This is a genomic window from Streptomyces sp. NBC_01232, assembly GCF_035989885.1.
In the GTDB taxonomy this organism is placed as follows: Bacteria; Actinomycetota; Actinomycetes; order Streptomycetales; family Streptomycetaceae; genus Streptomyces.
Window position 1 is genome coordinate 738,845 of sequence record NZ_CP108518.1, and the last position, 21,993, is coordinate 760,837.

At 71.5% G+C, this 21,993-nt stretch carries 26 protein-coding genes; 6 read left to right on the forward strand and 20 right to left on the reverse strand.

Annotation, left to right across the window (positions count from 1 at the left end):
- Window positions 1-49: 49 nt before the first annotated feature.
- Complete coding sequence (locus OG444_RS03570; protein ID WP_327260694.1) at window positions 50-2,308, reverse strand: NACHT domain-containing protein; 2,259 nt, start codon at window positions 2,306-2,308, stop codon at window positions 50-52.
- A 756-nt stretch (window positions 2,309-3,064) separates the two neighbouring features.
- On the opposite strand from OG444_RS03570, the gene OG444_RS03575 reads away from it, so the two are divergent.
- Complete coding sequence (locus OG444_RS03575; protein WP_327260695.1) at window positions 3,065-3,517, forward strand: DUF5959 family protein; 453 nt, start codon at window positions 3,065-3,067, stop codon at window positions 3,515-3,517.
- A gap of 346 nt (window positions 3,518-3,863) precedes the next feature.
- Here OG444_RS03575 and OG444_RS03580 read toward each other — a convergent pair whose 3' ends face one another.
- The 4 genes from OG444_RS03580 to OG444_RS03595 form a co-directional block, all read right to left on the reverse strand.
- Window positions 3,864-4,283 (reverse strand): hypothetical protein, encoded by a 420-nt coding sequence (locus OG444_RS03580; protein WP_327260696.1) that lies wholly within the window; start codon window positions 4,281-4,283, stop codon window positions 3,864-3,866.
- A gap of 143 nt (window positions 4,284-4,426) precedes the next feature.
- Window positions 4,427-5,173 (reverse strand): class I SAM-dependent methyltransferase, encoded by a 747-nt coding sequence (locus OG444_RS03585; RefSeq protein WP_327260697.1) that lies wholly within the window; start codon window positions 5,171-5,173, stop codon window positions 4,427-4,429.
- A gap of 234 nt (window positions 5,174-5,407) precedes the next feature.
- Window positions 5,408-5,842: a VOC family protein gene (locus OG444_RS03590; RefSeq protein ID WP_327260698.1), complete on the reverse strand. Its 435-nt coding sequence runs from the start codon at window positions 5,840-5,842 to the stop codon at window positions 5,408-5,410.
- 145 nt (window positions 5,843-5,987) lie between these two features.
- Window positions 5,988-6,629: a hypothetical protein gene (locus OG444_RS03595; protein ID WP_327260699.1), complete on the reverse strand. Its 642-nt coding sequence runs from the start codon at window positions 6,627-6,629 to the stop codon at window positions 5,988-5,990.
- A gap of 163 nt (window positions 6,630-6,792) precedes the next feature.
- Here OG444_RS03595 and OG444_RS03600 point away from each other — a divergent pair, with 163 nt between their 5' ends.
- Window positions 6,793-7,068, forward strand: a complete 276-nt coding sequence (locus tag OG444_RS03600) for an SHOCT domain-containing protein (RefSeq protein ID WP_327260700.1) — start codon at window positions 6,793-6,795, stop codon at window positions 7,066-7,068.
- Here OG444_RS03600 and OG444_RS03605 read toward each other — a convergent pair.
- Both OG444_RS03605 and OG444_RS03610 read right to left on the reverse strand, forming a co-directional pair.
- The gene (locus tag OG444_RS03605) at window positions 7,049-7,603 is read right to left on the reverse strand and encodes an SRPBCC family protein (RefSeq protein WP_327260701.1); all 555 of its coding nucleotides are present in this window, start codon (window positions 7,601-7,603) and stop codon (window positions 7,049-7,051) included. The genes OG444_RS03600 and OG444_RS03605 overlap by 20 nt on opposite strands.
- Entirely contained in the window at window positions 7,600-8,625 is a 1,026-nt protein-coding gene (locus tag OG444_RS03610; protein ID WP_327266647.1) for an ArsR/SmtB family transcription factor, read from the reverse strand. The genes OG444_RS03605 and OG444_RS03610 overlap by 4 nt, the downstream gene beginning before the upstream one ends.
- Before the next feature lie 70 nt (window positions 8,626-8,695).
- Here OG444_RS03610 and OG444_RS03615 point away from each other — a divergent pair, with 70 nt between their 5' ends.
- Window positions 8,696-9,646 carry an oxidoreductase gene (locus tag OG444_RS03615; protein ID WP_327260702.1) on the forward strand — a complete coding sequence of 317 codons (951 nt, stop codon included), beginning with the start codon at window positions 8,696-8,698 and terminating at the stop codon, window positions 9,644-9,646.
- 110 nt (window positions 9,647-9,756) lie between these two features.
- Here the strand turns inward: OG444_RS03615 and OG444_RS03620 are convergent, their stop codons facing one another.
- Window positions 9,757-10,005, reverse strand: a complete 249-nt coding sequence (locus OG444_RS03620; protein WP_327260703.1) for a hypothetical protein — start codon at window positions 10,003-10,005, stop codon at window positions 9,757-9,759.
- Between the two features lie 51 nt (window positions 10,006-10,056).
- Complete coding sequence (locus OG444_RS03625) at window positions 10,057-10,563, reverse strand: hypothetical protein (protein ID WP_327260704.1); 507 nt, start codon at window positions 10,561-10,563, stop codon at window positions 10,057-10,059.
- Window positions 10,564-10,857: 294 nt separating this feature from the next.
- Between OG444_RS03625 and OG444_RS03630 the strand changes: the two genes are divergently transcribed.
- Window positions 10,858-11,244: a toxin Doc gene (locus OG444_RS03630; RefSeq protein WP_327260705.1), complete on the forward strand. Its 387-nt coding sequence runs from the start codon at window positions 10,858-10,860 to the stop codon at window positions 11,242-11,244.
- A gap of 45 nt (window positions 11,245-11,289) precedes the next feature.
- Here OG444_RS03630 and OG444_RS03635 read toward each other — a convergent pair whose 3' ends face one another.
- The 10 genes from OG444_RS03635 to OG444_RS03680 all read right to left on the reverse strand — a co-directional run bounded on the left by OG444_RS03635 (window position 11,290) and on the right by OG444_RS03680 (window position 19,185).
- A complete protein-coding gene (locus tag OG444_RS03635) occupies window positions 11,290-11,676 on the reverse strand; it encodes a hypothetical protein (RefSeq protein ID WP_030725700.1) in 387 nt (128 codons plus the stop codon).
- A gap of 311 nt (window positions 11,677-11,987) precedes the next feature.
- Window positions 11,988-12,905, reverse strand: coding sequence for a MurR/RpiR family transcriptional regulator (locus OG444_RS03640; protein ID WP_327260706.1), 918 nt, complete (start codon window positions 12,903-12,905; stop codon window positions 11,988-11,990).
- Between the two features lie 66 nt (window positions 12,906-12,971).
- Window positions 12,972-13,604 carry an NADPH-dependent FMN reductase gene (locus OG444_RS03645; protein WP_327266648.1) on the reverse strand — a complete coding sequence of 211 codons (633 nt, stop codon included), beginning with the start codon at window positions 13,602-13,604 and terminating at the stop codon, window positions 12,972-12,974.
- 319 nt (window positions 13,605-13,923) lie between these two features.
- Entirely contained in the window at window positions 13,924-14,265 is a 342-nt protein-coding gene (locus OG444_RS03650) for a TcmI family type II polyketide cyclase (RefSeq protein WP_052873447.1), read from the reverse strand.
- A gap of 21 nt (window positions 14,266-14,286) precedes the next feature.
- Window positions 14,287-14,766, reverse strand: coding sequence for an SRPBCC family protein (locus OG444_RS03655; protein WP_327260707.1), 480 nt, complete (start codon window positions 14,764-14,766; stop codon window positions 14,287-14,289).
- Between the two features lies 1 nt (window position 14,767).
- Window positions 14,768-15,022, reverse strand: a complete 255-nt coding sequence (locus OG444_RS03660) for an acyl carrier protein (protein ID WP_327260708.1) — start codon at window positions 15,020-15,022, stop codon at window positions 14,768-14,770.
- 18 nt (window positions 15,023-15,040) lie between these two features.
- A complete protein-coding gene (locus OG444_RS03665) occupies window positions 15,041-16,267 on the reverse strand; it encodes a beta-ketoacyl synthase N-terminal-like domain-containing protein (RefSeq protein ID WP_327260709.1) in 1,227 nt (408 codons plus the stop codon).
- Window positions 16,264-17,535 (reverse strand): beta-ketoacyl-[acyl-carrier-protein] synthase family protein, encoded by a 1,272-nt coding sequence (locus tag OG444_RS03670; protein ID WP_327260710.1) that lies wholly within the window; start codon window positions 17,533-17,535, stop codon window positions 16,264-16,266. Before OG444_RS03670 ends, OG444_RS03665 begins: the two co-directional genes overlap by 4 nt.
- Window positions 17,532-17,975, reverse strand: a complete 444-nt coding sequence (locus OG444_RS03675; RefSeq protein ID WP_327260711.1) for a cupin domain-containing protein — start codon at window positions 17,973-17,975, stop codon at window positions 17,532-17,534. Before OG444_RS03675 ends, OG444_RS03670 begins: the two co-directional genes overlap by 4 nt.
- 112 nt (window positions 17,976-18,087) lie before the next feature.
- Window positions 18,088-19,185 (reverse strand): SchA/CurD-like domain-containing protein, encoded by a 1,098-nt coding sequence (locus tag OG444_RS03680; protein WP_327260712.1) that lies wholly within the window; start codon window positions 19,183-19,185, stop codon window positions 18,088-18,090.
- 275 nt (window positions 19,186-19,460) lie between these two features.
- Here OG444_RS03680 and OG444_RS03685 point away from each other — a divergent pair, with 275 nt between their 5' ends.
- Entirely contained in the window at window positions 19,461-21,092 is a 1,632-nt protein-coding gene (locus OG444_RS03685) for an FAD-dependent oxidoreductase (RefSeq protein WP_327260713.1), read from the forward strand.
- Between the two features lie 50 nt (window positions 21,093-21,142).
- Here the strand turns inward: OG444_RS03685 and OG444_RS03690 are convergent, their stop codons facing one another.
- Window positions 21,143-21,352 carry an acyl-CoA carboxylase epsilon subunit gene (locus OG444_RS03690; protein WP_327260714.1) on the reverse strand — a complete coding sequence of 70 codons (210 nt, stop codon included), beginning with the start codon at window positions 21,350-21,352 and terminating at the stop codon, window positions 21,143-21,145.
- A gap of 314 nt (window positions 21,353-21,666) precedes the next feature.
- On the opposite strand from OG444_RS03690, the gene OG444_RS03695 reads away from it, so the two are divergent.
- On the forward strand, window positions 21,667-21,885 hold the full coding sequence (locus OG444_RS03695) for a hypothetical protein (RefSeq protein WP_327260715.1): 219 nt from the start codon (window positions 21,667-21,669) through the stop codon (window positions 21,883-21,885).
- The last annotated feature ends 108 nt before the right edge of the window (window positions 21,886-21,993 follow it).

Here is a 21,993-nt window from a genome sequence, read left to right on the forward strand (position 1 = left end):
GCCCCCGGTACGGGGGACGGCCTGCTGGACGAATCGAGTACGCAGACACTCAGGGCACGGGGGGAGGGAGCGGGTTGCGCCGGAACCAGTGCTGGAGTTCGCGGTGCCGGTACTGGTACCCCGCCCCGCTGTACCGCAGCAGCCCTGCCCCCGCCGCCCAGTCCAGGAACCGTCCGACCCGGAACGGTAGCTTCGCCCGCGCACACACCAGGAACACCAGATACCGCCGGGAAGCCCGGGCGCCGAAGGCAAGCGCCGCTGTGATTCCGGCTGCGAGTCCGAACGGCACCCCGGTCGAGGCATCGAACCCCGTCCCGAGCACGAAGCCGGCCGTGATCCCGACTGCGAGCCCGAGACGGGCATCGCTCGCGACGGCGGTCCGTCCCCCGCTACCCGTGCCGGGCTCCCGCGAGATACCGGCTGCGATCCAGATGGCGAACCCGCTGGTGAAGCCGGCGATGAGCCCGGTCGTGATTGCGGACACGATCGCAACCGGGACGACGAACAACAACGATGCCAGGGTCCCGAAGGCGATCCCCGTCGCGATTCCCGTCAGACTCCCGAACACAAGTCCCCGCGTGGTCCGGAATACGAGCCCGCCGATGATCCCCGCCAAGAGCCCGATCCAGGTGCCGAACACTTGCCCCAGCGCGATGAGAACGTGGATCACCAAGTAGAACGGGAACTCGAACCTGGGCAAATATTGGAGCACGAACAAGAACGCGAACGGGATGCTGGCATTGAGAGCGATGGCACCGGCGAAACCGACCACGAGGGCCCCGCGCTTCCGAAGGGTCCAGAACCGGTTGTCCCAGCGTTTGGGCTGGCCGGCCGGAATGGCGAATGCTCCCGCCACCACTGCGAGCACCGCCACGACAGCCTGCTGCACGGAGTACGGGGCGAGGGGCAGGACTGCGAGGACCGCGAGTGCGCTGAGAAGCACATCCGTGGTGATGACCCGTCGGCGTCCGGCGAGTGGCCACAGTTCGTGCAGGAGCAGGTCCGTGGCTCCTGTCGGGCTGTTTCCGCCCGCACGGGCCCGGTTTCCGCCTGCTGCGCCGGTGGGGTCGAGGTGGGTGGTGAGGTGGTGGAGCCAGCGGTGGACCTCGTCGGCCGTGTACTGGTCCGGGTTGGGAGCGGTCCGGATGGCAGCGGGGACGTAACGGGCGAGAAGATGTGAATCCACCGCGTGCGCGTGGGGGAGGGTGAGGAGTTCGGCGGGGTCGTCCCGGTGGTAGACGGTGGCGGTGAGTCCGAGGCGCCAAGGGGTGGACAGCACCGTCGCGAGCATCCCGGTGGGTTCGGCGGCAAGGTGGTCGAGGAACGGCCGCCATCGTGCTTCGTCGAACGCGCGGCCTGCCAGGTACTCCCGTGCGTCGGTCGCATGGACGGGTTCGATGGCGATGCGTGCGGCGTCGACGACCGTGGTGCGGGGCGCGAGGGTGTCGTAGTGTCCGGTGCGGCAGGTCAGGATCAGCGGCCCCGCCTCCCGCCCCCGCTGATACGCGTTCAGAGCCTCCACCACGGCAACGGTTCGCGGCGCCGCGTCCGGCACGCTGCCGGGGCCCGCCGGATCCATTTCGTCGAGACCGTCCAGAACCGGGAGGACCATGCCGTGGTGGACCAGGCCGGCGGCCATCGCCGGCGGCCAGTCGTACGCCTCCACCAGCCGCTCACTCAGCAGCTCGGGCAGGGTCTGCCGTTCGATGTCCCACCGGGACAGAGGTATCCGCACCGGCACCGGATCCCCCTCCGCACGGTCCTCGACCAGCGCGAGGAGGAGTTCCAGGGCCAGGACGGTCTTACCGGCCCCGGCGGCTCCGGTGATCACCAGCCGTTCCGGCCTGGTCTCCCGGTAGTAGGCGGCGATGTCCGGCAGCACCGGCCCACCCGGACCGTCCGCGAACAACCGCCCCACCCCGGGCGCCCGCGCCGGCCGGGCCCCGCCCGGCTGAAGGCGGTAGGCGAGGTTGATACGCCGGGTGTCGTCCCCCAGCAGCTGCCGCCGCACCGCGCCCTCACCGGCCTCCACCTGCCTCGCCAGCGTCGCCGCCCACCCCCGCACGAGCCCCGCGTCCGCGAACGCGGCGGTGTTGGCCTGCGACTGCTTCCGCAGTGCCGCCACCGCCACCAACCCCGCGGCCACCGCCAGCGCAACCGCCAGCAGCCCCGCGGTATCGGATGCCTCCAGGCCACCGTGGCCCAGCTGCCGCACCACATACCCGCCGCTCGCCACCGCCACCACACCACACACCGCAGCCACCAGCAGCCACACACGCCCCTGCCGGCGCCCCCCGAGTCCTGTCACCCCCCAACCGTCCATCACCCGCAGCCCACCGCGCAGCCGGTTTGCGCCTCTTGTGACCACACGCGGGACAACCGCCCTCTCAAGAACGGCCCGACGACGGTCAGGTGTGCGATGTCTTCGAGAGCGGAGGGTCGCCCTCTCAACAGCACACCGATCGAGCGCCGCAGGAACCGACGCGCGACAACGGGCGAGGGGCGCGATCGTGCCACAGATCGCACCGCCCGCAGCGCTGCCCCCGTGCCGCGCTCAGGCGGTCCGGCGGTTGCCCCGGTCGTCGCAGGGCAGCTCGGAAGCCGGGTGGTTCGCCGCGAAGTCCCGGGTGGCCTGCCGTTCCGCCTCGCTGATCGCCACCGGTTCGACGTTGATGATGCCGCCGAAGGGACGGTCGACGTCCCGGATGATGCATCTCGCCCCCGTACGGGGGACACGCTTGCGCCAGCGGGAGCACCCCTGCGCGGCCCCGGAACCGCCGAGGGCTCTCAGTTCCCCAACGGCTTGCTCGACCAGCCTGCCGGCATCGCCCCTCCGCGCCTCTCCCCCACAAGCTCCGGGAGGACGGAGGAGGACCGCAGGGCAACGAGACAGCCCGCGCATCGCCACCAACGTCTGCCTGGACGCCCTTGCTTCGGGCAAGCGGCGGGCTCTGCCGACGGGAGGCGCCGCAACCCGGCCAGCCCGATCGGCCTGTCGACGATGCGCGAGGATACGGGTCAGCCCCAGTAGAGAGCGAGACCAGGCGTGACTGAACCATCCCCCGTGAACCTGATCGATCTGAGCGACGCGGACGGCAACCGCTGCATCGTCCGCGTGACGGGCCGCTATCAGCCCGGAGTGCCGACGGGGCATGACATTCTGCAAGCCGATGTCCTGGTCTCCGCGAGCTTCGTCGATGCCAGACTTGAGCTCTACATACTCCAGCAGGACCTCGACGACTGGCGGAACGACCTGATCGAGCTCGCACCGGGCGGGGGCGCAACCATCGGGGGCGACCGCGGGCTGAGTCTCGACTTCTTCATGTTCGATCACCGCACGTTGTCGTTGTCGCTCCGGGACCCCGACCGCATGACTGTCGCACTGGCGATCGCACCGGAAGAGGGCTGGATCGATGACCACCATCGACGACTTGACCAGGTTCGAGCGACGTGGCCCAGCGAAGTCGTGATGACCGCTACCGGGACCTACGCATGGAGGTCCGGCCGCAGGGACTGAGGACCCTCGACGCCACCACGGCCGCACCCGCGTTCCGGCCGACGGTCCGTGCCGGGACGGAACGCGATCTCGTGCGTGCACCCGCGCGGGTGCGGCAGGATCTCGTCCAGGATCACGGTGTGGAGGTTCGTCCAAGCGGGACCGGCGGGTGCGTCGACGAGCGAGGGGAGCCTATCCGGGTAAGCGGTCGGGCTGATGACTCCTGCCAGTCCGCCCGACGTCGCGTCGAGGTCGGCGTACCGCCGCACCTGTCGTGCCTTCGTCCCCCACGCACCTCGGCGGGCCGCGGTCATCCTCACACGGCCCACCACCACGCGGCCCGGCCCACGCTCGCCCGCATGCCCGCTCAGGTGCGGCGGGGTCCCGTGAGAGCGGCCTCGAGGGCCTCGCCCGTCATTTCGATGACGAGCACGTCGTCCCGCATGTCCGCAGGAAGGTGCGCATACTCCTCCGCCCGGCACACGACACCGGGCCCGGACGGGTTGATGACGACCGCGCCGAGCCGGGAGGCGAGTTCCGCGATGATGCCGAACACGGCGCCGGCCTGCGGGCGCTCCACGTAGATGCCGTACTCGTCGGCGAACACCTCGGCCTCGCTGCCGTCCGAGGCCCGGATCCAGAAGCCCAGCCAACCGTCCTCGCCCGTCGTGCGCCGCGGATCACCGATGTCATGCGGTTCCAGCACGGCACGTACCACCGCCGTGTCGGGCGGCACCGGCACCTCACCACCGTCGACGAACTTGTAGATCATCGGGCTCCACCCCACGACAGCTCCTCCTCGTCGGACGGGCCGGCTCCCGCTCCGGCCGGGCGCCGCCGCTCCCGCGCCCTCCCGGACGGCGGGCGTCGCCCACCGGCCTCCGATCGAGCCCGGCCGGTGGGCAACGTCAACAGGCGCCGGACGGGGCGTCAGGCGCGGCAGCGCAGCATCTCGAACGCCGGGTTGGCCCGGTAGTCCGCCCAGAACTCGTCACCGTAGGCAGCGATTCCGGCGGGCGACACCTCGGTCGGCACCCATGTGATCTCGCTGAACCCCGCCTTGGCCAGGCTGGTTTCGAACACCTCGCGGCGCGCGAGGCCGGAGGTGAACGATATCGGGGCGCCCTCCAGCAGCGCGGTGATCCTCACCCGGGGCCCGGTGCCGCTCTGTTCGCCCGTCAGCTCGGTGAGGAACCCGTACGGCCGCGGCGACGGCCCGGAAAAGTCGTAGTCCGGCGTCTGGTGGAGCATGTAGAGCTCACCGCCGCTCTTCAGGCTGTCGTGCACCCTGCGGCACACCAACTCGAACTGGTCCACCGTCTCCGCATAGTTGAGCAGCATCACCGCGGTCGCCACGTCGAACCGCTCCCCCACCGGCGACAGGTCGGCCACATCACCGACCGCGTAGCGCACGTTCAGGGGCGCCGCCTGTTCGATGCCTTCCGCGGCGCGGATCATCTCGCCGGAGATGTCGACGCCGAACACGTCCGCAGCACCGCGCCGCTTCAGTTCACGGCTGTAGAAGCCGGTGCCGCAGGCCAGGTCGATCACGGTCTTGCCCGCGACGTCCCCGACCATGCCGAGGAAGCTGGGCGCTTCCACGTACCTGGCCAGCGGCAGAGCCTTGAAGCCCTCGAACGCCTCACCGATCTCGTCGTACGTTTCCTGCGCGTTCATGGTGAATCCCTCCCGTTGTGGTGTCCTCACCCCGGACACCCCGGCAGTCTCTCCACACCCGGCAGCAGGGCCGTACTGGCAGATGGCACAAAGATCAGGCAGTCGGGTCGGCGTGCCGTCCCAGAGCGACCGGAGTCGAACGCCCCACTGTGCCACCGACATTGATGCCCGACGGCGGGCTGGTGCCGTATGGATCGCCCTGCTCCGGGGGACGTGGAGCTGCCGCTCGCGCCCTCAGTCCAGGCAGAACTCGTTCCCCTCCGGGTCGGCCATCACGATGATCCCCTCGTCCACGCCATCGGGCTCGAGTCGGTACAGCCGCTTCGCTCCCAGCCGCTCCAGCCTGGTGGCCTCCTCCTCCAGCGCGGCCATCCGCTCGTCCCCCTTGAGACCGGGCGCCGCCCGAACGTCCAGGTGCAGGCGGTTCTTCACCGTCTTGCCCTCCGGGACCTTCTGGAAGAACACGCGCGGCCCCTTGCCGTCCGGATCCGTGATGGCCGACCGGTCGTTGTGCCGTTCGGGCGGCACGCCCCACGCCGTCAGCGCAGCCGTCCAGTCGGGGAAACCCTCGGGCGGCGGCGGGATGCGATAGCCCAGCGCCTGGGCCCAGAACGCCGCCAGCGCGCCCGGATCGGCGCAGTCGTACGTCACTTGGAATTCCTTGGCCATGCCGCCTCCGACCGCTCGAAACCTGTTCATTTCCTCGTCCCGGTCGCTTCCCGGAGCGCACCGCCATCCTCGCACCGACCTCTGACAGGCCGCCCGCCGATATCGCCGTACTGCAAGGACCGGTTGCGCCGCACGGACACGCGGGTCACTCGCCGCCGCTCAGCGGCGAGGACCACGCGGGGTCGTGTCCCGCATGCCTCGTCAGGTGGGCCAGCAGGTGCTCCGCCGTCTGCAGGGCGGTCTCCTCCGGGGCTCCCACCGCGGCCAGGGCCGCGCCGAGCCGTGCCTGCGCCGCCGCCGGCAGGTCCATGTCGTCGAGAAGCGGAAGGAGGATCAGGAGGCGGGCGGCGGGATCCTCGACACCGTCGGCCTCGGCCACGGGCTCGGCCGTCGGCGCCCCCGCGGGCGCGGGGTCGTCGGCGATGTGGATCAGTTCGCTCCAGGTCAGGCCGGTCCCCCTGCCGGCGATCTGCTGGATGCCGCCCCGCCCCGGAGCGGTGAGGAGGCAGTCGACGCCGTACTCGCCGATCAGGTTGCGGTAGACCACGGCAACGCCGGGACCGTCTGCCACGGGTATCCGGAACACCGGCCAGCGCTCGGGATCGAAGAGGACCTCGGACAGGGCATCGGCGTCGGCGCCATCCTCGCCGAACCGCTCCGGGGCCGGGCACTCGGGGCCCGCCGCCTCACCGCACACCCCCATCAGATGGTTCGACCAGAAGCCGCGGCGGGTCACCATCGGCTCCCCCACCACCAGCGGGCCGCCTTCGTATCCATTGATCAGCACCCCGCAAGCCTGTCACCCGCCACCGACGGGCCCGCCGGCCGGTCCCGTACTACCGCGGAAGTACGTGCGGTGCCGCCGGCCGTACGACGACGTGGGGCGCGGCTCGGAGGGAGTCTCGGGGTGGGACGAATCGGCGTCCGCACTCCCGAGGAGATGAAACGCGATGGATACCTTCACCACTCTGGCCCACGACGGGCCCGGCCCCTGGATCCTGTTCCTTCCGCTGATCTGGGCGGCGGTCGTCGTCTCTGTCATCACCGTGCTGCGCCGAACCGTGTGGCGCGGGCGCCGCGGGGCCGTCTCCCATGGTGAGCGGTCGCCGATCGCGATCCTCGGGAGGCGGTTCGCCGCCGGGGAGATCGACGAGGACGAGTACTGGCGGCGGCTGTCCGTCCTCGACGAGCAGTTCGGCCGGTCCCTCAAGGACGGGGCTGCGTGACCCCGCCGCAGGCGGCCGCCAGGCGGGCCAGGGTCGTGCGCATCCCGGCACGGTTGACCGCGATGCGGCGATCCGGGGCGGTGCCGGCGAACACCGTGCCGAGCAGCACGGTCAGGCGCGAACCGCGGCCGGTCCGCAGGTCCTGCCAGGTCTCCGTGACGCGCGTGCCCTCGCCCTCCGGTTCGAAGCGGTAGCCCCAGCGCGCGATCGGCAGCCCGAAGATCCCGACGTCGAAGGTGAACTCGCCCGACCCGTCCGTCGCAGCCGCAGCCTTGGCCGCCGTCGCAGCCTCGGGTGCCGTCGCCGGTGCGCGCACCGCCTTGATCCGGCCCGTCGTGAACCATACGAACGGGCCCCTGCGGTTCAGCCCCACGAAGCGGCTGCCGGGTCGGGCCGGTGGCCCGGCGCCCCAGACGCGGCGGCACTCCGGGCTCCAACGGCCCATGTTCCGCAGGTCGGACACCATCCGGTGGACGTGCGCGGGTGCCGCGTCCACCACGATGTGTTCCTCCAGGCTCCACCGGCGCTCGCTCACGGTGCCCCTCCCTGTGATCGTCCCCGCTCCACGCCTGGAGTGTAGGCAACGAGCAGGGACTCGGCGACGGAGGTGCGGGCGTAGAGCACGGAGCGCCCGGCCCGGTGGGCGCTGACCAGACCCGCTTCGCGCAGCGCGGTGAGGTACTGGGACACCCCGGCGGCCGAGAGTTCCGTACGGCGGGCCAGTTCGGTGGTGGAGGCCGGGGATTCCAGCTCGGTCAGCAGCCGGGTGCGAGAGCGGCCGAGTACGGCGGCCAGGGCCTCGGCCCCGGCGACGGGGCGGCGTTCCCACAGTGCGCCGGTGCCGCGCGCCGGATAGGCGAGTTGGGGCGGTTCCGGGGGCGTCACGCGCGTGAAAGGAACCGGCCAGGCGAAGACCGAGGGGATCAGCAGCAGCCCGGCGCCCGCCGTCGTACGGGACAGGGGCCGGTGCCGGCGCGACAGCCGCAGCGCGCTGTCGTCCCAGCTCACCGAGGGGTGCAGGTCGTTGAAGAGGCGCCCCGCGCCGTGCTCGGCGGCCTGCCGGGCCCGGTGGAAGACGTCGGCGTCGAGAACCGCGCGGATCCGCGCCCAGTACGGCGCCAGGGCCAGCTCCCAGTAGGTCTCGATCTCCTCCGCGACCCGGACCACGCGCGCCTGCGGCTCGGCGTACAGGGTCCGGCTGCGCGGACCGTGCCCTCCCTGCTCCTGCGCCAGGCGGTCGAGCTCCCGGCGGATCCGGTCCGCGGGTGTGGCACGGATCCTGGCCAGTTCCTCGGTCAGGGACGGAGCCGGGCCGGTGGGCGCCGGGTTGAGGAAGTCGGGTACGTACCCCGAGGGCGGGATCAGCTCGGCGAGCCAGCCCCGGTCGAGGCCGGCGGCCGCCAGGCGCGGTCGTACCTGCTCGGCCCATGGCCGGTGCACGAGGGGGGCGGCCCCGGAGGCCAGCAGCCGGTAGCTGGGCCCGACCTCCCACATCGGCGAGACGGCGAAACGCATCTGCGCCAGATCGCTCACGGAAAACGCCAGCTCGGCCAGCACATCCACCCCGAGGATTCAGTCATGTCCTAATCAATGGCCTGGCAGCCTACCCGGTGAGGATCATCCGGCCATGACGTCACAGACACCGGCACGAACAGCAGCACGGACAACGACAACAAGCGCGGCTGGGGCCGCAGCCGCGGCGGGCACGTGGCGCCTCGGCGACCTGGAGGTCAACCGGATCGGCTTCGGCGCGATGCGCCTGGCGCAGACCGGGGAGGCGTTCGCGGACGCGGACGACGCCGTGTCCAGGGACCGCAGCCAGGCGATCGGGGTACTGCGCCGGGCGGTCGAGCTCGGCGTGAACCACATCGACACCGCCGCGTTCTACTTCTCGCCGCTGCGCTCCGCCAACGAGCTGATCAACACGGCGCTGGCCCCCTACCCGGAGGACCTCGTGATCGCCACGAAGGTCGGGCCGGGCCGCGACCCGTCCGGGGCGTGGACCGAGCACGCCACCCCCGAACAGCTGCGCGGCCAGGTCGAGGAGAACCTGCGCCAGCTCGGCCGGGACCACCTCGACGTGGTGAACCTGCGCGTCGTCGGCACCGATTCCATCGCCGAGCGCTTCGGCGCGCTGGCCGAGCTCCGCGACGCCGGACTCATCCGCCACCTGGGCGTCTCCAACGTCACCCCCGAGCACCTCGTCGAGGCCCGGGCCATCGCGCCGGTGGTCTGCGTGCAGAACATGTACGGGATCGGGGTGCGCCCCGAGCACGACGCGTTCGTGCGGACCTGCGGCGAGCAGGGAATCGCGTTCGTACCCTTCTACTCCATCGCCGGCACAGGGCGGCAGGCGGGCGCGAGCGGCGCCGAGAGCGCGCAGTTGCACGCCGTCGCGCGGGCGCACGGCGCGAGCCCTGCGCAGGTCCGGCTGGCGTGGACGCTCCAGCGGGGGCCGCACGTACTGGCCATTGCGGGCACGGGCGATCCGGACCACCTGGACGAGAACGTGGCGGCAGGCGCGCTGCGGCTGTCCGAGGAGGATCTGGCCGTCCTGGAGGCCCTGCACCACGGCTGACCGGATCGGCGGGCCCGAGGGAGGACGAGGGAGGCAAGAAGGGGGACAAGGGAGGGACGAGGGGCAGCGGGGGCAGGCGGGAGCCGCGCCCGAGGGGAAGGGGACGGGCCTCAGGGGAGGTCGTCGGTCGGCGGATCCGCCTCGTAGACGTGGGGGGTGTCCCACTCCCAGTCCAGCAGTTCGGTACCGCCGAGGACCACGTCGTCGGGGTCCGGCATGCCGGCCCGGCGCAGGAATTCGATGACGTCCTCGTCCGAGCGGGCCAGGCCCAGGGGCTCCTCCCCGTTCGAGGTCCGCAGGGTCACCTGCCGGCCCCCCGAAGGGAAGATCCGGTGCACGACGACGGGCGCATGATGCATACCCCCAGCCTCGCCCCGTCGGCCCGTCCCGGCACCCCGGGAGACACCCCCTTACGGGGTACGGCCGGCCTGGGGGGCCCGGTCGGCCCTGGTGGGGATGCGGAACGTCGAGGGGTCGGGGTAGGTCGCCTTCTCCGCCCTCACGACGTCCTCGATCGCGGCCTTGAAGCCGGCCTCGAAGAAGTCCACGGCCAGCAGGAGCCGCAGTCCCTCCAGGGTCGGATCGAGCAGCGGGCGGGCCATCCGGGCGCCGCCGCCGGAGATCCCGGGGAAGCCGGCCCGGGCGGCCTCCGGTCTCTCTCCGGCGCGCTCCTCGAGGCCGGCGGCCGCGTAGCCGGCGATCAGCGCGAGCTCGGCGAGGTACTTGCGGGCCCCGAGGGCCATCTCCTCCGCACCCTGCAGGGTCTGGACCGAGCCGCCCGCCACTTTGAAGTCGTCGCTGATCCGCTTGAGGCCGCGCGCCTCGTACACGGTGCGCGCCTCCTCGAAGAGCCGCCCCGCCTCGTCGACCGCCTTCATCGCCGCCACCAGCTGGTCGATGTCGATCTCGCGCTTCACGCTGCCTCCTGGTCCGGAACTGTGCTGCACAGACCGTAGGAGGCAATGCCACCAGGGCGGAACACCCCTGCGGCGATCAGATCCGGGAGCCCTCGGCGCCTCCCGGAAGCCCCCTCCCGGCCTGTGCGTCAACTCACCGCGCCCTGGGGTGACTTGCGCCCCGATGCCGTACAACGCGCGGAACGGATCCAGGATCTTCGGTCCTGCCCCGTCCGCCCCCGCCGAATACCACTCGCGTCCCCGCCCGACCCGAAACGCCCCACGGCCGGCCCTCGGGCGGGGATACTCGGACGCGTGGAACTGCACATCGATCACCGCTGGCTGCTGGAGCGGCAGGAGGCACTGTTCAAGGACGTGGCGGTGGCCGACCACTCCGCCCTGGTCGCCGCCGTGGCCCGGCACCGGGTGAACACGCCCAGTCTGGAAGTGGACGCCCCCGACGCCTACTGGCGTGCGGCCGCGCTGCTCGACGCGATCGTGCTGCTCCGGCCGCTCCCGGACTCCAACGAATACTTCGCCTACGGGGTCGCCGTCGCCTACATCGAGGCCTCCGGCGAGGCGGTGGACGCCACCTACGAGCAGTGGCGCGACCTCATCACCGACATCCGCACACTGCGCGCCACCGTCTTCGAGGTGGCCGCCCGGCTCCGCTCCTGGCAGCCCACTCAGCGCACCCGCTAGCGGGTACGGCCGGGAGGCCGGGAAGCCCGGAGGCCGGGCGCCCGGTCAGCGCCGGCGCTGGGCGGGGGTGCCGACGAGGAGCGCGTCGGACACGAGGCGCGCGCCTCGGGCGAGCCGGCCGAGCTGCTCCAGCTCGACGGCGTACATCCTGATGGAGTTCTCGATGACCGACTCGGCGATGCCCATGGTGGGCAGCTCGGCGCGGCTGGTCTGGAGGGCCGCCCGCACCGCGCGCATCTCGTGCTGCAGCTGGAGCTGGACGTGCCGGGCAAGGAGTGCGTGGTGACGGGTGAGCGTCAGGTAGCCGCCGTAGCGGGCCGGGAGGAGGTCCCTCAGCCAGCGTGTGGCCGTGCGCTCCCAGTCATGTGTCCCGGGCGCCTTGACCTGCATGGGCCAGTCAGGGCTGAGGGTAAACGTGGCCGTCTGAGGCATTCTCGTCACTTCCGAGTGGTGTCGAACTCTGATCGAGACGTTCTTGGTGGGCGGCCTCGGCCCAGGGGTTGACCGAGGCCGCCATGGGCGCTCTGCGGGATCCGAAAGCCTGGACCCGGCACGCGGTCGCGACCTGAGGAGGTTCGTCGTACCGCGTGCACGTTCGGGAGGACATGGGGGTCCTCCTTGGCATCTGGTGGATCCGGAGCGCCGTCGTCAGTAAACATATATACCGTCGAGTAAGCAAGAGTATGAAAAATTTCATGCACATCGAGGGCTGAATATCGCCTGGTGGAGCACGCCAAAACGGGCTAAAGGAAGAAGCCGTGCTGGTCGGCCACGTGCTCGTAGCTCTCCAGACGTGCCTGGGTCCGCTCCGGGTCCGCGTCGGCCATCGCTTGCAGCAGGGCCGCGGACAGCATCCCAGGGGCCGCGTACGAGTCGAAAACCAGCCGGGACCCGGTCCCCGCCGTCAGCGCCACGTCCGCCTCGTCCACCAGCGGCCCCAGGGTCGGATCCGTGATCAGGACCACGCGCAGCCCCGTACTCCGGGCGGCGCGGATGGCGGCCAGCGTCTCCTTGGCGTGCCGCGGCATGGCGAAGGCCAGCACCCAGGTCCCGCCGGCTGCCCTGGACTGCAGCAGCGCGTCGAAGGCGACGCTGCCGCCTCGGGTCACGAGGCGTACGTCGGGGTGGATGCGCCGGGCCGCGTACGCGAAGTACTCCGCGAGCGAGACCGAGATGCGCAGGCCCAGGATGGTCAGCGGCACCGAGGCGGCCAGCTCACGGCCGATGTCCAGCACCTGGTCGGTGTCGGCGAGCAGCCTGCGTACGTTCTCCAGGTTCTCGATCTCGGCGTCGACGGCCTCCTGCAGCTCGTTGCGGCGGATCTGCGCACGGGTGTCCGGAGCTCCGGCGATCGCGCTGAGCGCGATGGGCTGCAGCACGTCGCGCAGGGCGGGGTAGCCGCTGAAGCCGAGGGAGGCGGCGAAGCGGGTCACGGAGGGCTGGCTGACACCCACGCGCTCGGCGAGTTCGGTGATCGAGAGGAACGCGGCCTCGGTGAGGTGGTCGATCAGGTACTGGGCGATGCGGCGCTGGCCCGGTGACAGGCGGCGGCCGTCGAAGAGCGCGAGGAGCCGGTCGGCCGGAGGGCGGACCTCTTCGGACGACTGACTCCCGCGTGTGATCGCAGCCGCTTGTGCGCGGGCCTGCTGCCCCGATGACACTCGAGGGCCTCCCTAGCTCATGTCACTCACGCTCCAACATAGCTCACGCCCCGTGGCCGATGATGATCAGTCCTGGGCGCGTGAGGTGACGGGGGCGTCGGTGCGGTCGCCCAGGAACTCGTACCAGCGGCGCTGGAGGCAGAGGTAGCGGGTGTCGGCCTCGACGAGATCGAGGAAGGAGCCGATCGTCGCGGTGAGGCGCTCGCCGAGACCCCGGTCGGAGAGCGCGCCGTCCTCGGTGAAGGCGTGGTGCGCGTTGGCGAGGCTGAACATGTCGGGGTAGACGCGCGCCCCGAGGTGTTCCAGCGGTACGCGCAGGGCCCACAGGCCGCGGTTGCCCCCGACCATCGAGGGCGAGGCCGAGACCAGCAGGGCCTGCTTGTCCTTGAACGGCTGCGGGCGGTAGCGCGAGACCCAGTCGATGGCGTTCTTCAGTACGCCCGGGACGGAGGCGTTGTACTCGGGCGAGGCGATGACCAGCGCCTGCGCGGCCTCGATCCGCCCGCACAGGGCGAGGGCCGCCTCCGGCAGGCCCTCGTCGGCCTCCGCGTCCCCGTCGTACGGCGGCATGGGGAAGTCGCCGAGCGTCGCGGACTGCGCGGTGGCGCCGGCCCGGGTCACCAGGTCGGCGACCAGGGAGGCGAGGCGGGCGTTGACCGACCCGGTGCGGGAGGACCCGGACAGGACGAGGACGCGCAGGGAGTTGCGGGCCGGATCGCCGTCGTGCGCACGGGCCGGATCCACCGGGAAGTGGTCGCTGTCGGTCGGATTCATTCCGTTTCTCCTCCTGCTCTCAGCTCAGCTCAGCTCAACTCGGCTGCGCTCGGATTGACTTGGACTCAGACGCGGACGCGGACTCGGACGCGGACGCCGACTCGGCAACGTGCGGTATTACTACCCGAAATGCCGTGCTGCTCGCCCAAGTGCCGCGCAGCCCGGTCTCCTTCCGGCACTGGGGCGGCAACGCGCGGCGGGACCCGCACACTTCGGTGTGCGGGTCCCGTCCGGGGGCCGCGGGTCACTTCGCGCCGGGGTTCTCCCAGCGGTAGAACTCGTGGGCCATGGCGTCCTTCGGACTGCGCCAGGTGTCCGGGTTGTGCGGGCTGATGTAGGCGGTCAGCCGGTCGCTGAGGTCCCGGAATTCCGGGTGCTCGGTGACCTTCGCGATGGCCGGGCCGGGCGGCCGGTCCGACTCGATCAGGTGCAGGTAGACGTCGCCGAACTGGAAGAGGCTGCGGCGCGTGACCCCTACCAGGTGCGGGAGTTCACCGGCGTCCGAGCCCGCGAAGAGATCGGCGATGTCGGGCGCCGATCCCGGCGCCATCCGGGCGACGATGAGAGCGCGGTGCGGCTGGTTCATCCGGGTGTGCCTCCTTTCGTCTCAGACTCGGCTGACTTCGGGGGCGTGGCCCTCGCGCTGGCGCTTCTCGATCTTGTCCCGGATGAGCGCCATCTGGATCGGGGAGTTGCGGTTGATGTTGTCGGTCATCCACGTGTCGTCCACGGGGGCGTCCGGCTTCATCGCGAAGTCCTGCGTCCACTTCATCCGGGTGCCGCCGGGCACCTTGAAGTACTGCCAGTGGATGTCCATGTGCGCGAACGGGCCCGTCTCCACCCGCCGGGCTCGGACCGTGAGGCCCTTGCGGTCGACGGTGCGCTCCGAGACCCAGCTCCACACCTTGCCGTTCTCGTCGGGGTGCATGGTCAGGCGGAAGCGGGTGGTGTCGCCCTGCTCCTCGAGGATCTCGAGGGACGCGTACTCGCTGAACAGGTGCGGCCAGCTGGGGAGGTCGTTGGTCATCTCCCATACGACGTCCACGGGCGCGTTGACGGTGATCTCGTTCTCGGTGTGTCCTGCCATGTCAGGCTCCTGTCATCAGGCTGTGGTTGACGAGGTCGAGGAATTCCCCGGGGGTCTTGCAGCGGTCGGCGTCGGTGGGCAGGGCCCGCCCCCGCCGGTTCTCCAGTTCGCCGACGATTCCGAGCAGGCCCAGCGAATCGAGGCCGTACTCGTCGAAGGCGGAGTGCGGACGGCTCGCCAGCTCGGTGGGATCGACGGTGATACCGGCCCTCTTCATCAGGGCCGCCAGTTCCTCCAGGGTCAGTCGGTCGGACATCCTGGTTCTCCCTTCTTCCTACGAGCCCTTGCGGACGACGAGCGCGGAGTTCGACCCCATCCGGCCGCGGCTGAGCACCAGCGCGGTGCGCAGCTCCGCGGTGCGGGCGCTGCCGGTCACCACGTCGAGGTCGTGGCACACGTCGTAGACGTTCGGGGTCGGCGGCACGATGCCGTGCTCCAGGGCCAGGACCGCGGCCGCGGTGTCGAGGGCGGGTGCCGCGCAGTAGGCCCTGCCGGTACCGGACTTGGGCGCCGTGACCGGCACCTTGCTCCCGTACGCGCCGAGGGCGTCGGCGATGGCGGCCGCCTCGGCCGCGTCGGCCTCCGGGGTCCCGATGGCGTCGGCGAAGACCACGTCGATCTCCTCGGGGGCGCAGCCGGCCTCGCGCAGCGCGCCGCGGATGGCGTGGGCCAGCCCTTCGCCGGACTCGTCCCGTCGCCGGGTGCCGGTGAAGGTCGCGCCGTGGCCGGCCAGGACGGCCCGTACGGTGGCGCCGCGGCGTCGGGCCTCGTCCTCGTCCTCGGCGACGAACATCGCGCCGCCCTCGGCGGGGACGAATCCGCAGGCCTTGTCGGTGAACGGCCGGTAGGCGCGCTCGGGGTCGTCCTGCGTGCTCAGTCCCTCGTACTCCAGCTGGCAGACGATGGAGTACGGCGCGAGCGGCGCCTCCGTGGCCCCGACCAGCATGGCCCGGCTGCCCTGGCGGATCGCCCGTTCGGCGTGTGCGAAGGCGTCGAGGCCGCCGGCCTCGTCGCTGCACACGACCCCGCAGGGGCCCTTCAGTCCGCGGCGGATGGAGATCTGGCCGGTGCTCGCGGCGTAGAACCAGGCGATCGACTGGTACGGGCCCACGAAGCGCGGTCCCTGTTCCCACAGGTGCTGCAGCTCGCGCTGTCCGAACTCGCCGCCGCCGGATCCGGCGGCGGTGACGACGCCCACGGAGAAGGGGTCGCCCTCGTAGTCGGCCCGGCCGAGGCGGGCGTCCTCCAGCGCGAGGTCGGCCGCGGCGAGGGCGTGGTGGGTGAAGCGGTCGGTCTGGACGAGGAAGCGGTCCTCGACCATGGCGCCGGGGTCGAATCCCCGTACCTCGCCCGCGACGCGCAGCGGCAGGTGCTCGCAGCCGGCCCTGGTGACGCGGTCGAGGACGCTGAGACCCGACTGGGTCGCCTTCCAGAAGGCTTCGGCGCCGACGCCGTTGGGCGCGACGACCCCGATGCCCGTGATGACCGTACGGCTGGTCACGAGACCTCCTCCTTCGGCCGGGTCATGACCACGGCGGACTGGAAGCCGCCGAAGCCGCTGCCGACCGAGAGCACGCTGTGCAGCTTCCGGGCGCGTGCGACGCGGGGGACGTAGTCCAGGTCGCACTCGGGGTCGGGCGTCTCGTAGTTCGCGGTCGGCGGTACCACCTGGTGGGTCATGGCCAGTACGCAGGCCGCGAGTTCGATCGCACCGATCGCGCCGAGGGAGTGCCCCACCATGGATTTGATGGAGGTCATCGGCGTCTTGTAGGCGTGGTCGCCCAGGACCCGCTTGACCGCCGCGGTCTCGTGGCGGTCGTTCTGCTTGGTGCCGGAGCCGTGCGCGTTGACGTAGTCGATCTCGTCGGCGGCGACGCCGGCCTGGGCGAGGGCGGTTTCGATGGCGCGGGCCATCTCCAGCCCCTCGGCGGTCAGCCCGGTCATGTGGTGGGCGTTGCCGAAGGTGGCGTAGCCGCCGATCTCGCAGTAGACGGTCGCACCGCGGGCGCGGGCGTGTTCCAGCTCTTCGAGAACGAGGACGGCGCCGCCCTCGCCGAGGACGAACCCGTCCCGGTCGGCGTCGAACGGACGGGAGGCGTGGGCCGGGTCGTCGTTGTTCGGCGAGGTCGCCTTGATGGCGTCGAAGCAGGCCACGGTGATCGGCGATATGGGTGAGTCGGAGGCGCCGGCGATGCACACGTCCATCCGGCCCTCCGCGATGGAGTGGACGGCGTACCCGATGGCGTCGAGGCCCGAGGTGCAGCCGGTGGAGACCGTCTGGACCGGGCCCCGCGCACCCGTCTGCTCCGCGACGGCGGAGGCCAGGGTGGCGGGGGTGAACGCCCGGTGCAGGAAGGGGCCGGCCCGCTTGTGGTCCACGTCCCACCAGGAACCGGACTGGCTCACGGCTACGTAGTCGTGCTCCAGACGGGTGGTGCCGCCGACGGCCGTGCCGAGGGAGACTCCGGTCCGCCAGGCCTCGTCCGTGGTGAGGTCGAGTCCCGCGTCCTTCACCGCCTCCCGGGCGGCCACCAGGGCGAACTGGATGTACCGGTCCGCGCGGTCCGCCTCGCCCGGTTCGAGGCCGTGCGCCGCGGGGTCGAAGTCGACCTCGGCGGCTATCCGGGAGCGGAATCCGGTCGGGTCGAAGAGGCTGATCCCACGCGTCGCGGTCCGGCCGTTGGAGAGCAGGTCCCAGAAGTCGCGGACTCCGATCCCGCCGGGCGCGACGACACCGACTCCGGTGACGGCCACCCGCCGGGGGGTCACGAGACCGCTCCCGAACGGTCCGGCGGCTGCTCCCAGGCGGTGCTCTCCGGGTGCGGGGCCTGCTCGGTGTCCACGTGGCCCAGTTCGGGGCGCGGGGCCAGCGGCCCGAGGTGGAAGACCATGCGGGCCTCGGTGTCCCCGACGTTGCGGAACCGGTGGCGCACGTTCAGCGGGACCAGCAGCCCCTGGTCGGTGCGCAGCGGGTGGGCCTCGCCGTCGAGGTCGACCTCGAGGCGGCCGCTGACCACGTACACGAACTCCTCGGAGTACGGGTGGTAGTGCTCGGCGATCGACTCACCGGGGGCCATGATCGCCAGACCCATGAAGCCGCTGGTGGAACCCACGGAGGTCGGGGTGAGCACCGCCCGCAGGTCTCCGCCGCGCCGGCGGTTGGGGGGCGTCTCGCTGAGGTCCACGATGCGTGGGCGGTGTTGGGTCATGGCGGGTTCCTCCTGCGTGTGGGGAGAGCCTGGCTGCGGATGGGGAGTGAGGCGGGTTGGGCCGGGTGGGGTGGAGCGAGGTGGAACGTGGGGGCCGGCGGCCCGGGGACGATCACGGCTCCGCTGGTGCCCGGCGGTCGGTGATCAGGTTCATGGTGTGGTCCGCTGCCCGGACCCGCCTGCCGGACCGGACCGTCAGCCGGTCGAGTACCGCCGCCGTTCGCGGTCCGAGGACGCCGAAATTCGTCCCGGGCTCGGCGTCGAGCGCGCCGCGCACGTCGATGAGGCGGACGACGATGTCGTCACGCTGGAAGATGCTGCTGCTCCGAACGGGGCTGGCGGGGTGGCGCGCGGCCTCCTCGTCCTGCCGGGCCAGGAACTTGGCGAGTGCCACGCCGCAGCCGGGCTTGGCCTGGTAGAAGAGCGCGTGCCGCTGCACGTCGGCGGACTCGGGCTCGGGTGCGGCGATGTGGTGGACCGCCGGGAGCGCTGCGCGCATGAAGAACATGCGGGCGGACTCCGGGTCGTTCAGGTTCCGGTCCTTCTCCAGGTGCGGGTTGAGTGCCTCTTCCGCGGCCCGGACCCCGGGCTGCTCGGAGACGTGGCGCAGGGCCGCCATGAGGTCGCCCTGGACCTCCACCGTGCGCACGACGCGGTTGCCGTGCATGAACAGCGAGGTCCGGCAGAGGCGGGTGTGGTCGTCGACCCGGGCTTCCGGTGAGGCGTAGCTCGAGAGGATGGAGGCGACCTCCTTCTCGCTGCCGGGCTTGACCGTGAAGGTGAGGGCGTGGCGCACGATGCCGGCCCCCAGACGGGGTGTGCTCTGCAGTCGCGCCGTGGCCGGGCGTGCCGCCTGGTCGTAGCCGCGCCCGGTTTCCCGCAGGACGGTGAACTTGAGCGGGCGCATCGCGCGGGCGCAGGCGCCGAGCGGCTTCACCTGTTCGGCGTGGTGCTCGCTGTTGACCCATGCGAGGTACTGCGGGGCGCTCTCCCACTCACTGGTGATGAGCCATTGGGAGGGATTCTCGAAGGACTGGCACAGCTGGTCGCTGATGTGGCCCGGAACCGACGCGATGTCGTGGCGGAGCTGTTCGTACGCCTCGAAGAACTGCTGCTGGGTCCCCTCGTGGAGATCCATCAGCAGGACGACCCGGAGCATGGAGCCGTCGAAGGCTGACTGCGACACCCGTTCGGACAGGGTGGTTGTCATCTACTCACTCCTTCATGAGGGGGTGGAGATCCATCGCGTACGGACCCCTCGTCCGTCACCGGTGGCGTCCGCCCGGGCCGGCGACCGCCTCGGTGAGGAACGGCATGCCGGCGCGTCTCAGGGGGAGCCGCTGTCGCTCATCGTCATCCGGGTGGGGACGTACCGCTACATGTCCGGATCAAGCGGGTGACAACCGGCGAATCAACTGGGCCTCATCGCGGATCGGGGGCATAAAGACTCCACTCCCCCACACAGAAAACAGGAGCCCGCAGCTGATGGAAGACAACGCCGATGTTCGCGTACCGGTTCTCGTCGTGGGCGGCTCCCTCGTGGGCCTGTCCACCTCGCTTTTCCTGAGCCGCCACGGAGTGAGGCACCTGCTGGTCGAGAAGCACTCCGGCACCTCCGCGCACCCGCGGGGCCGTGGCATCAATGCCCGGACGATGGAGCTGTTCCGCACGGCAGGGGCGGAACGCGCGATCCGCCGGGCGGCGTCCGTACTGGAGGGCAATCAGGGCATTCTGCAGGCCCGGTCACTGACCGACGGCGACCACAACTGGCTGATCAAGTCGATCGACCCGTCCGGTGCGCTGGCCCGGTTCAGTCCGACCGGCTGGTGTCTGTGCAGCCAGAACAACATCGAGCCGGTACTGGCCGAACAGAGCCGCGAAATGGGCGCCGACGTCCGTTTCTCCACCGAACTGATGAGCTTCGACCAGGACGCCACCGGGGTGAACGCCGTGGTCAAGGACCGGGAGACGGGCGAGCACATCACGGTGCGCGCCGACTTCCTGATCGCGGCGGACGGCCCGCGCAGCCCCGTCAGGGAACAGCTGCGGATCCCCCAGACGGGTAACGGCGAGCTGTTCCACAACGTGAGCGTCACCTTCCGTTCGGAGAAGCTCGTCGAGGTGCTGGGCGACCTGCGCTTCATCGTCTGCTACCTGATGCGCCCGGGTGCGGACGGGGCCCTGCTGCCGGTGGACAACAAGACGCAGTGGGTCTTCCACGCCCCGTGGCACCCGGAGCAGGGCGAGACCCTGGAGGACTTCACCGACGAGCGGTGCGTGGATCAGATCCGCGACGCGATCGGCGTGCCCGACCTGGATGTGAACATCGGCGGCAAGGCGCCCTGGCATGCCGCCGAACGGGTGGCGGAGAGCTATTCGTCCGGTCGGGTGTTCCTGGCCGGGGACGCGGCCCACGAGATGTCCCCCACGGGGGCGTTCGGCTCCAACACGGGCATCCAGGACGCGCACAACCTGGCGTGGAAGATCGCCGCGGTCCTGGACGGCTCGGCCGGCATCGATCTGCTCGACACCTACGAGGCCGAGCGGCTGCCGGTGGCCCGGGCCACCAGCGAGCGGGCGTCGGCCCGTTCGGCGGAACACAGCCACCCGGGGTACGCGCCGCCGCCCACCATGGGCGGCGGACCGGGCAGCGGGGTCCTCACCACGGCCATGGGCTACTGCTACCCGCGGGGCGCCCTCGTCGGCGGCGAGCCCGGACGGCCCGTCATCCCGGAGACGCTGCGGATGGTCGGCGACACCGGGACCCGGGCCCCGCACATGTGGGTGACCCGGGCGGGTGAACGGATCTCCACCCTGGACCTGTACGAGCGCTCCTTCGTGCTGCTCAGCGGCGCGGGAACGCCGTGGCAGGCGGCCGCGCAGCAGGTGGCCCGGCAGCTGTCGGTGCGGATGGACGCCTGCACCATCGGCGCCGGGCCGGGTGTGGATCTGGTCCAGGCCGGTCCCGCCGACTGGACCGAGGTCCACGCGATCGACGCCGAGGGCGCCGTGCTCGTACGGCCGGACGGGTTCGTGGCGTGGCGGTCGGAGGGTGCGGTCGCCGATGCCCCGGCGACGCTGCGCGAGGTCCTCTCGACGGTGCTGCGCCGGGCGTGACCACTTCGTCCCCGCTTCCGCCGGCCGTGCGTGCGGCCGGCGGAAGGGGTTCAGCGGCAGGCCCAGCAGCCTGCCCAGCAGCCGGAGGCCGGCAGGGCGGTGCGGCGGCGGCCGGAACCGGCGCCGGCCGCCGCGTCGCTGCCGCCGGAGGTCCGGTGGGCGTAACACGCGACGACGACCGCGATCGCGGCCAGTTCCTCGGGGGCGGCGACGCCCCGCTCCACACGCAGCAGGCTCGCTATCGGGGCATCCTTCGACATCGGCACGGCCTCTCTCACGGGGGCTGCGCGTGCGCCCGGTCGCGTCGCGAGTGCGGGCGGACCGGCTCGTCTCCGACGCGGGCGGCACACGGGTGGCTCGGCGCGCTGACGGGACGTGTTCCGCGTGAGCGAACCGGCCGGCGGACTCCGGTCGGATCACCAGGAATCCTGTCGCGAACGACGCTACAAGAGCGCGCCCTTGGCGGCACGCCGGGACCGGGACCGGCGGCAGGGCTGTGGGCGGGGCCGGGCCGGGGTCCGGTCCCGGAGCGCCCCGCGCCGCCTGCCACGACCGCCGCTCCGGAGCGGCCGTGATGACCGGTCACCGGCCGCTGCTGTGCCGGGGCTGCGCCGGAAACCTCTACGCCGTCTGCACCATGGACCACGCGGGCGGGAACACCGTCGGGCACTGGGAGGTCGACCACGAGATGCCCGTGCCGTGCCCGCTGGCAGGTCTGCTGCCGCTGACCGGAACGGCGGCCTCCGTGCACGACCTGCCCGGGGCCGAGGAGGTGATCGGACCGCAGCCGTGACCTACGGCGAGTTGGTCCGTACGAGTGAACGCCCCGCCGCCGTCCGTCGAACGGCGGCCGTACGGGACCCGGTCGGCGCCATCGGCGTCGGACGGGCCCCCTCGCGTT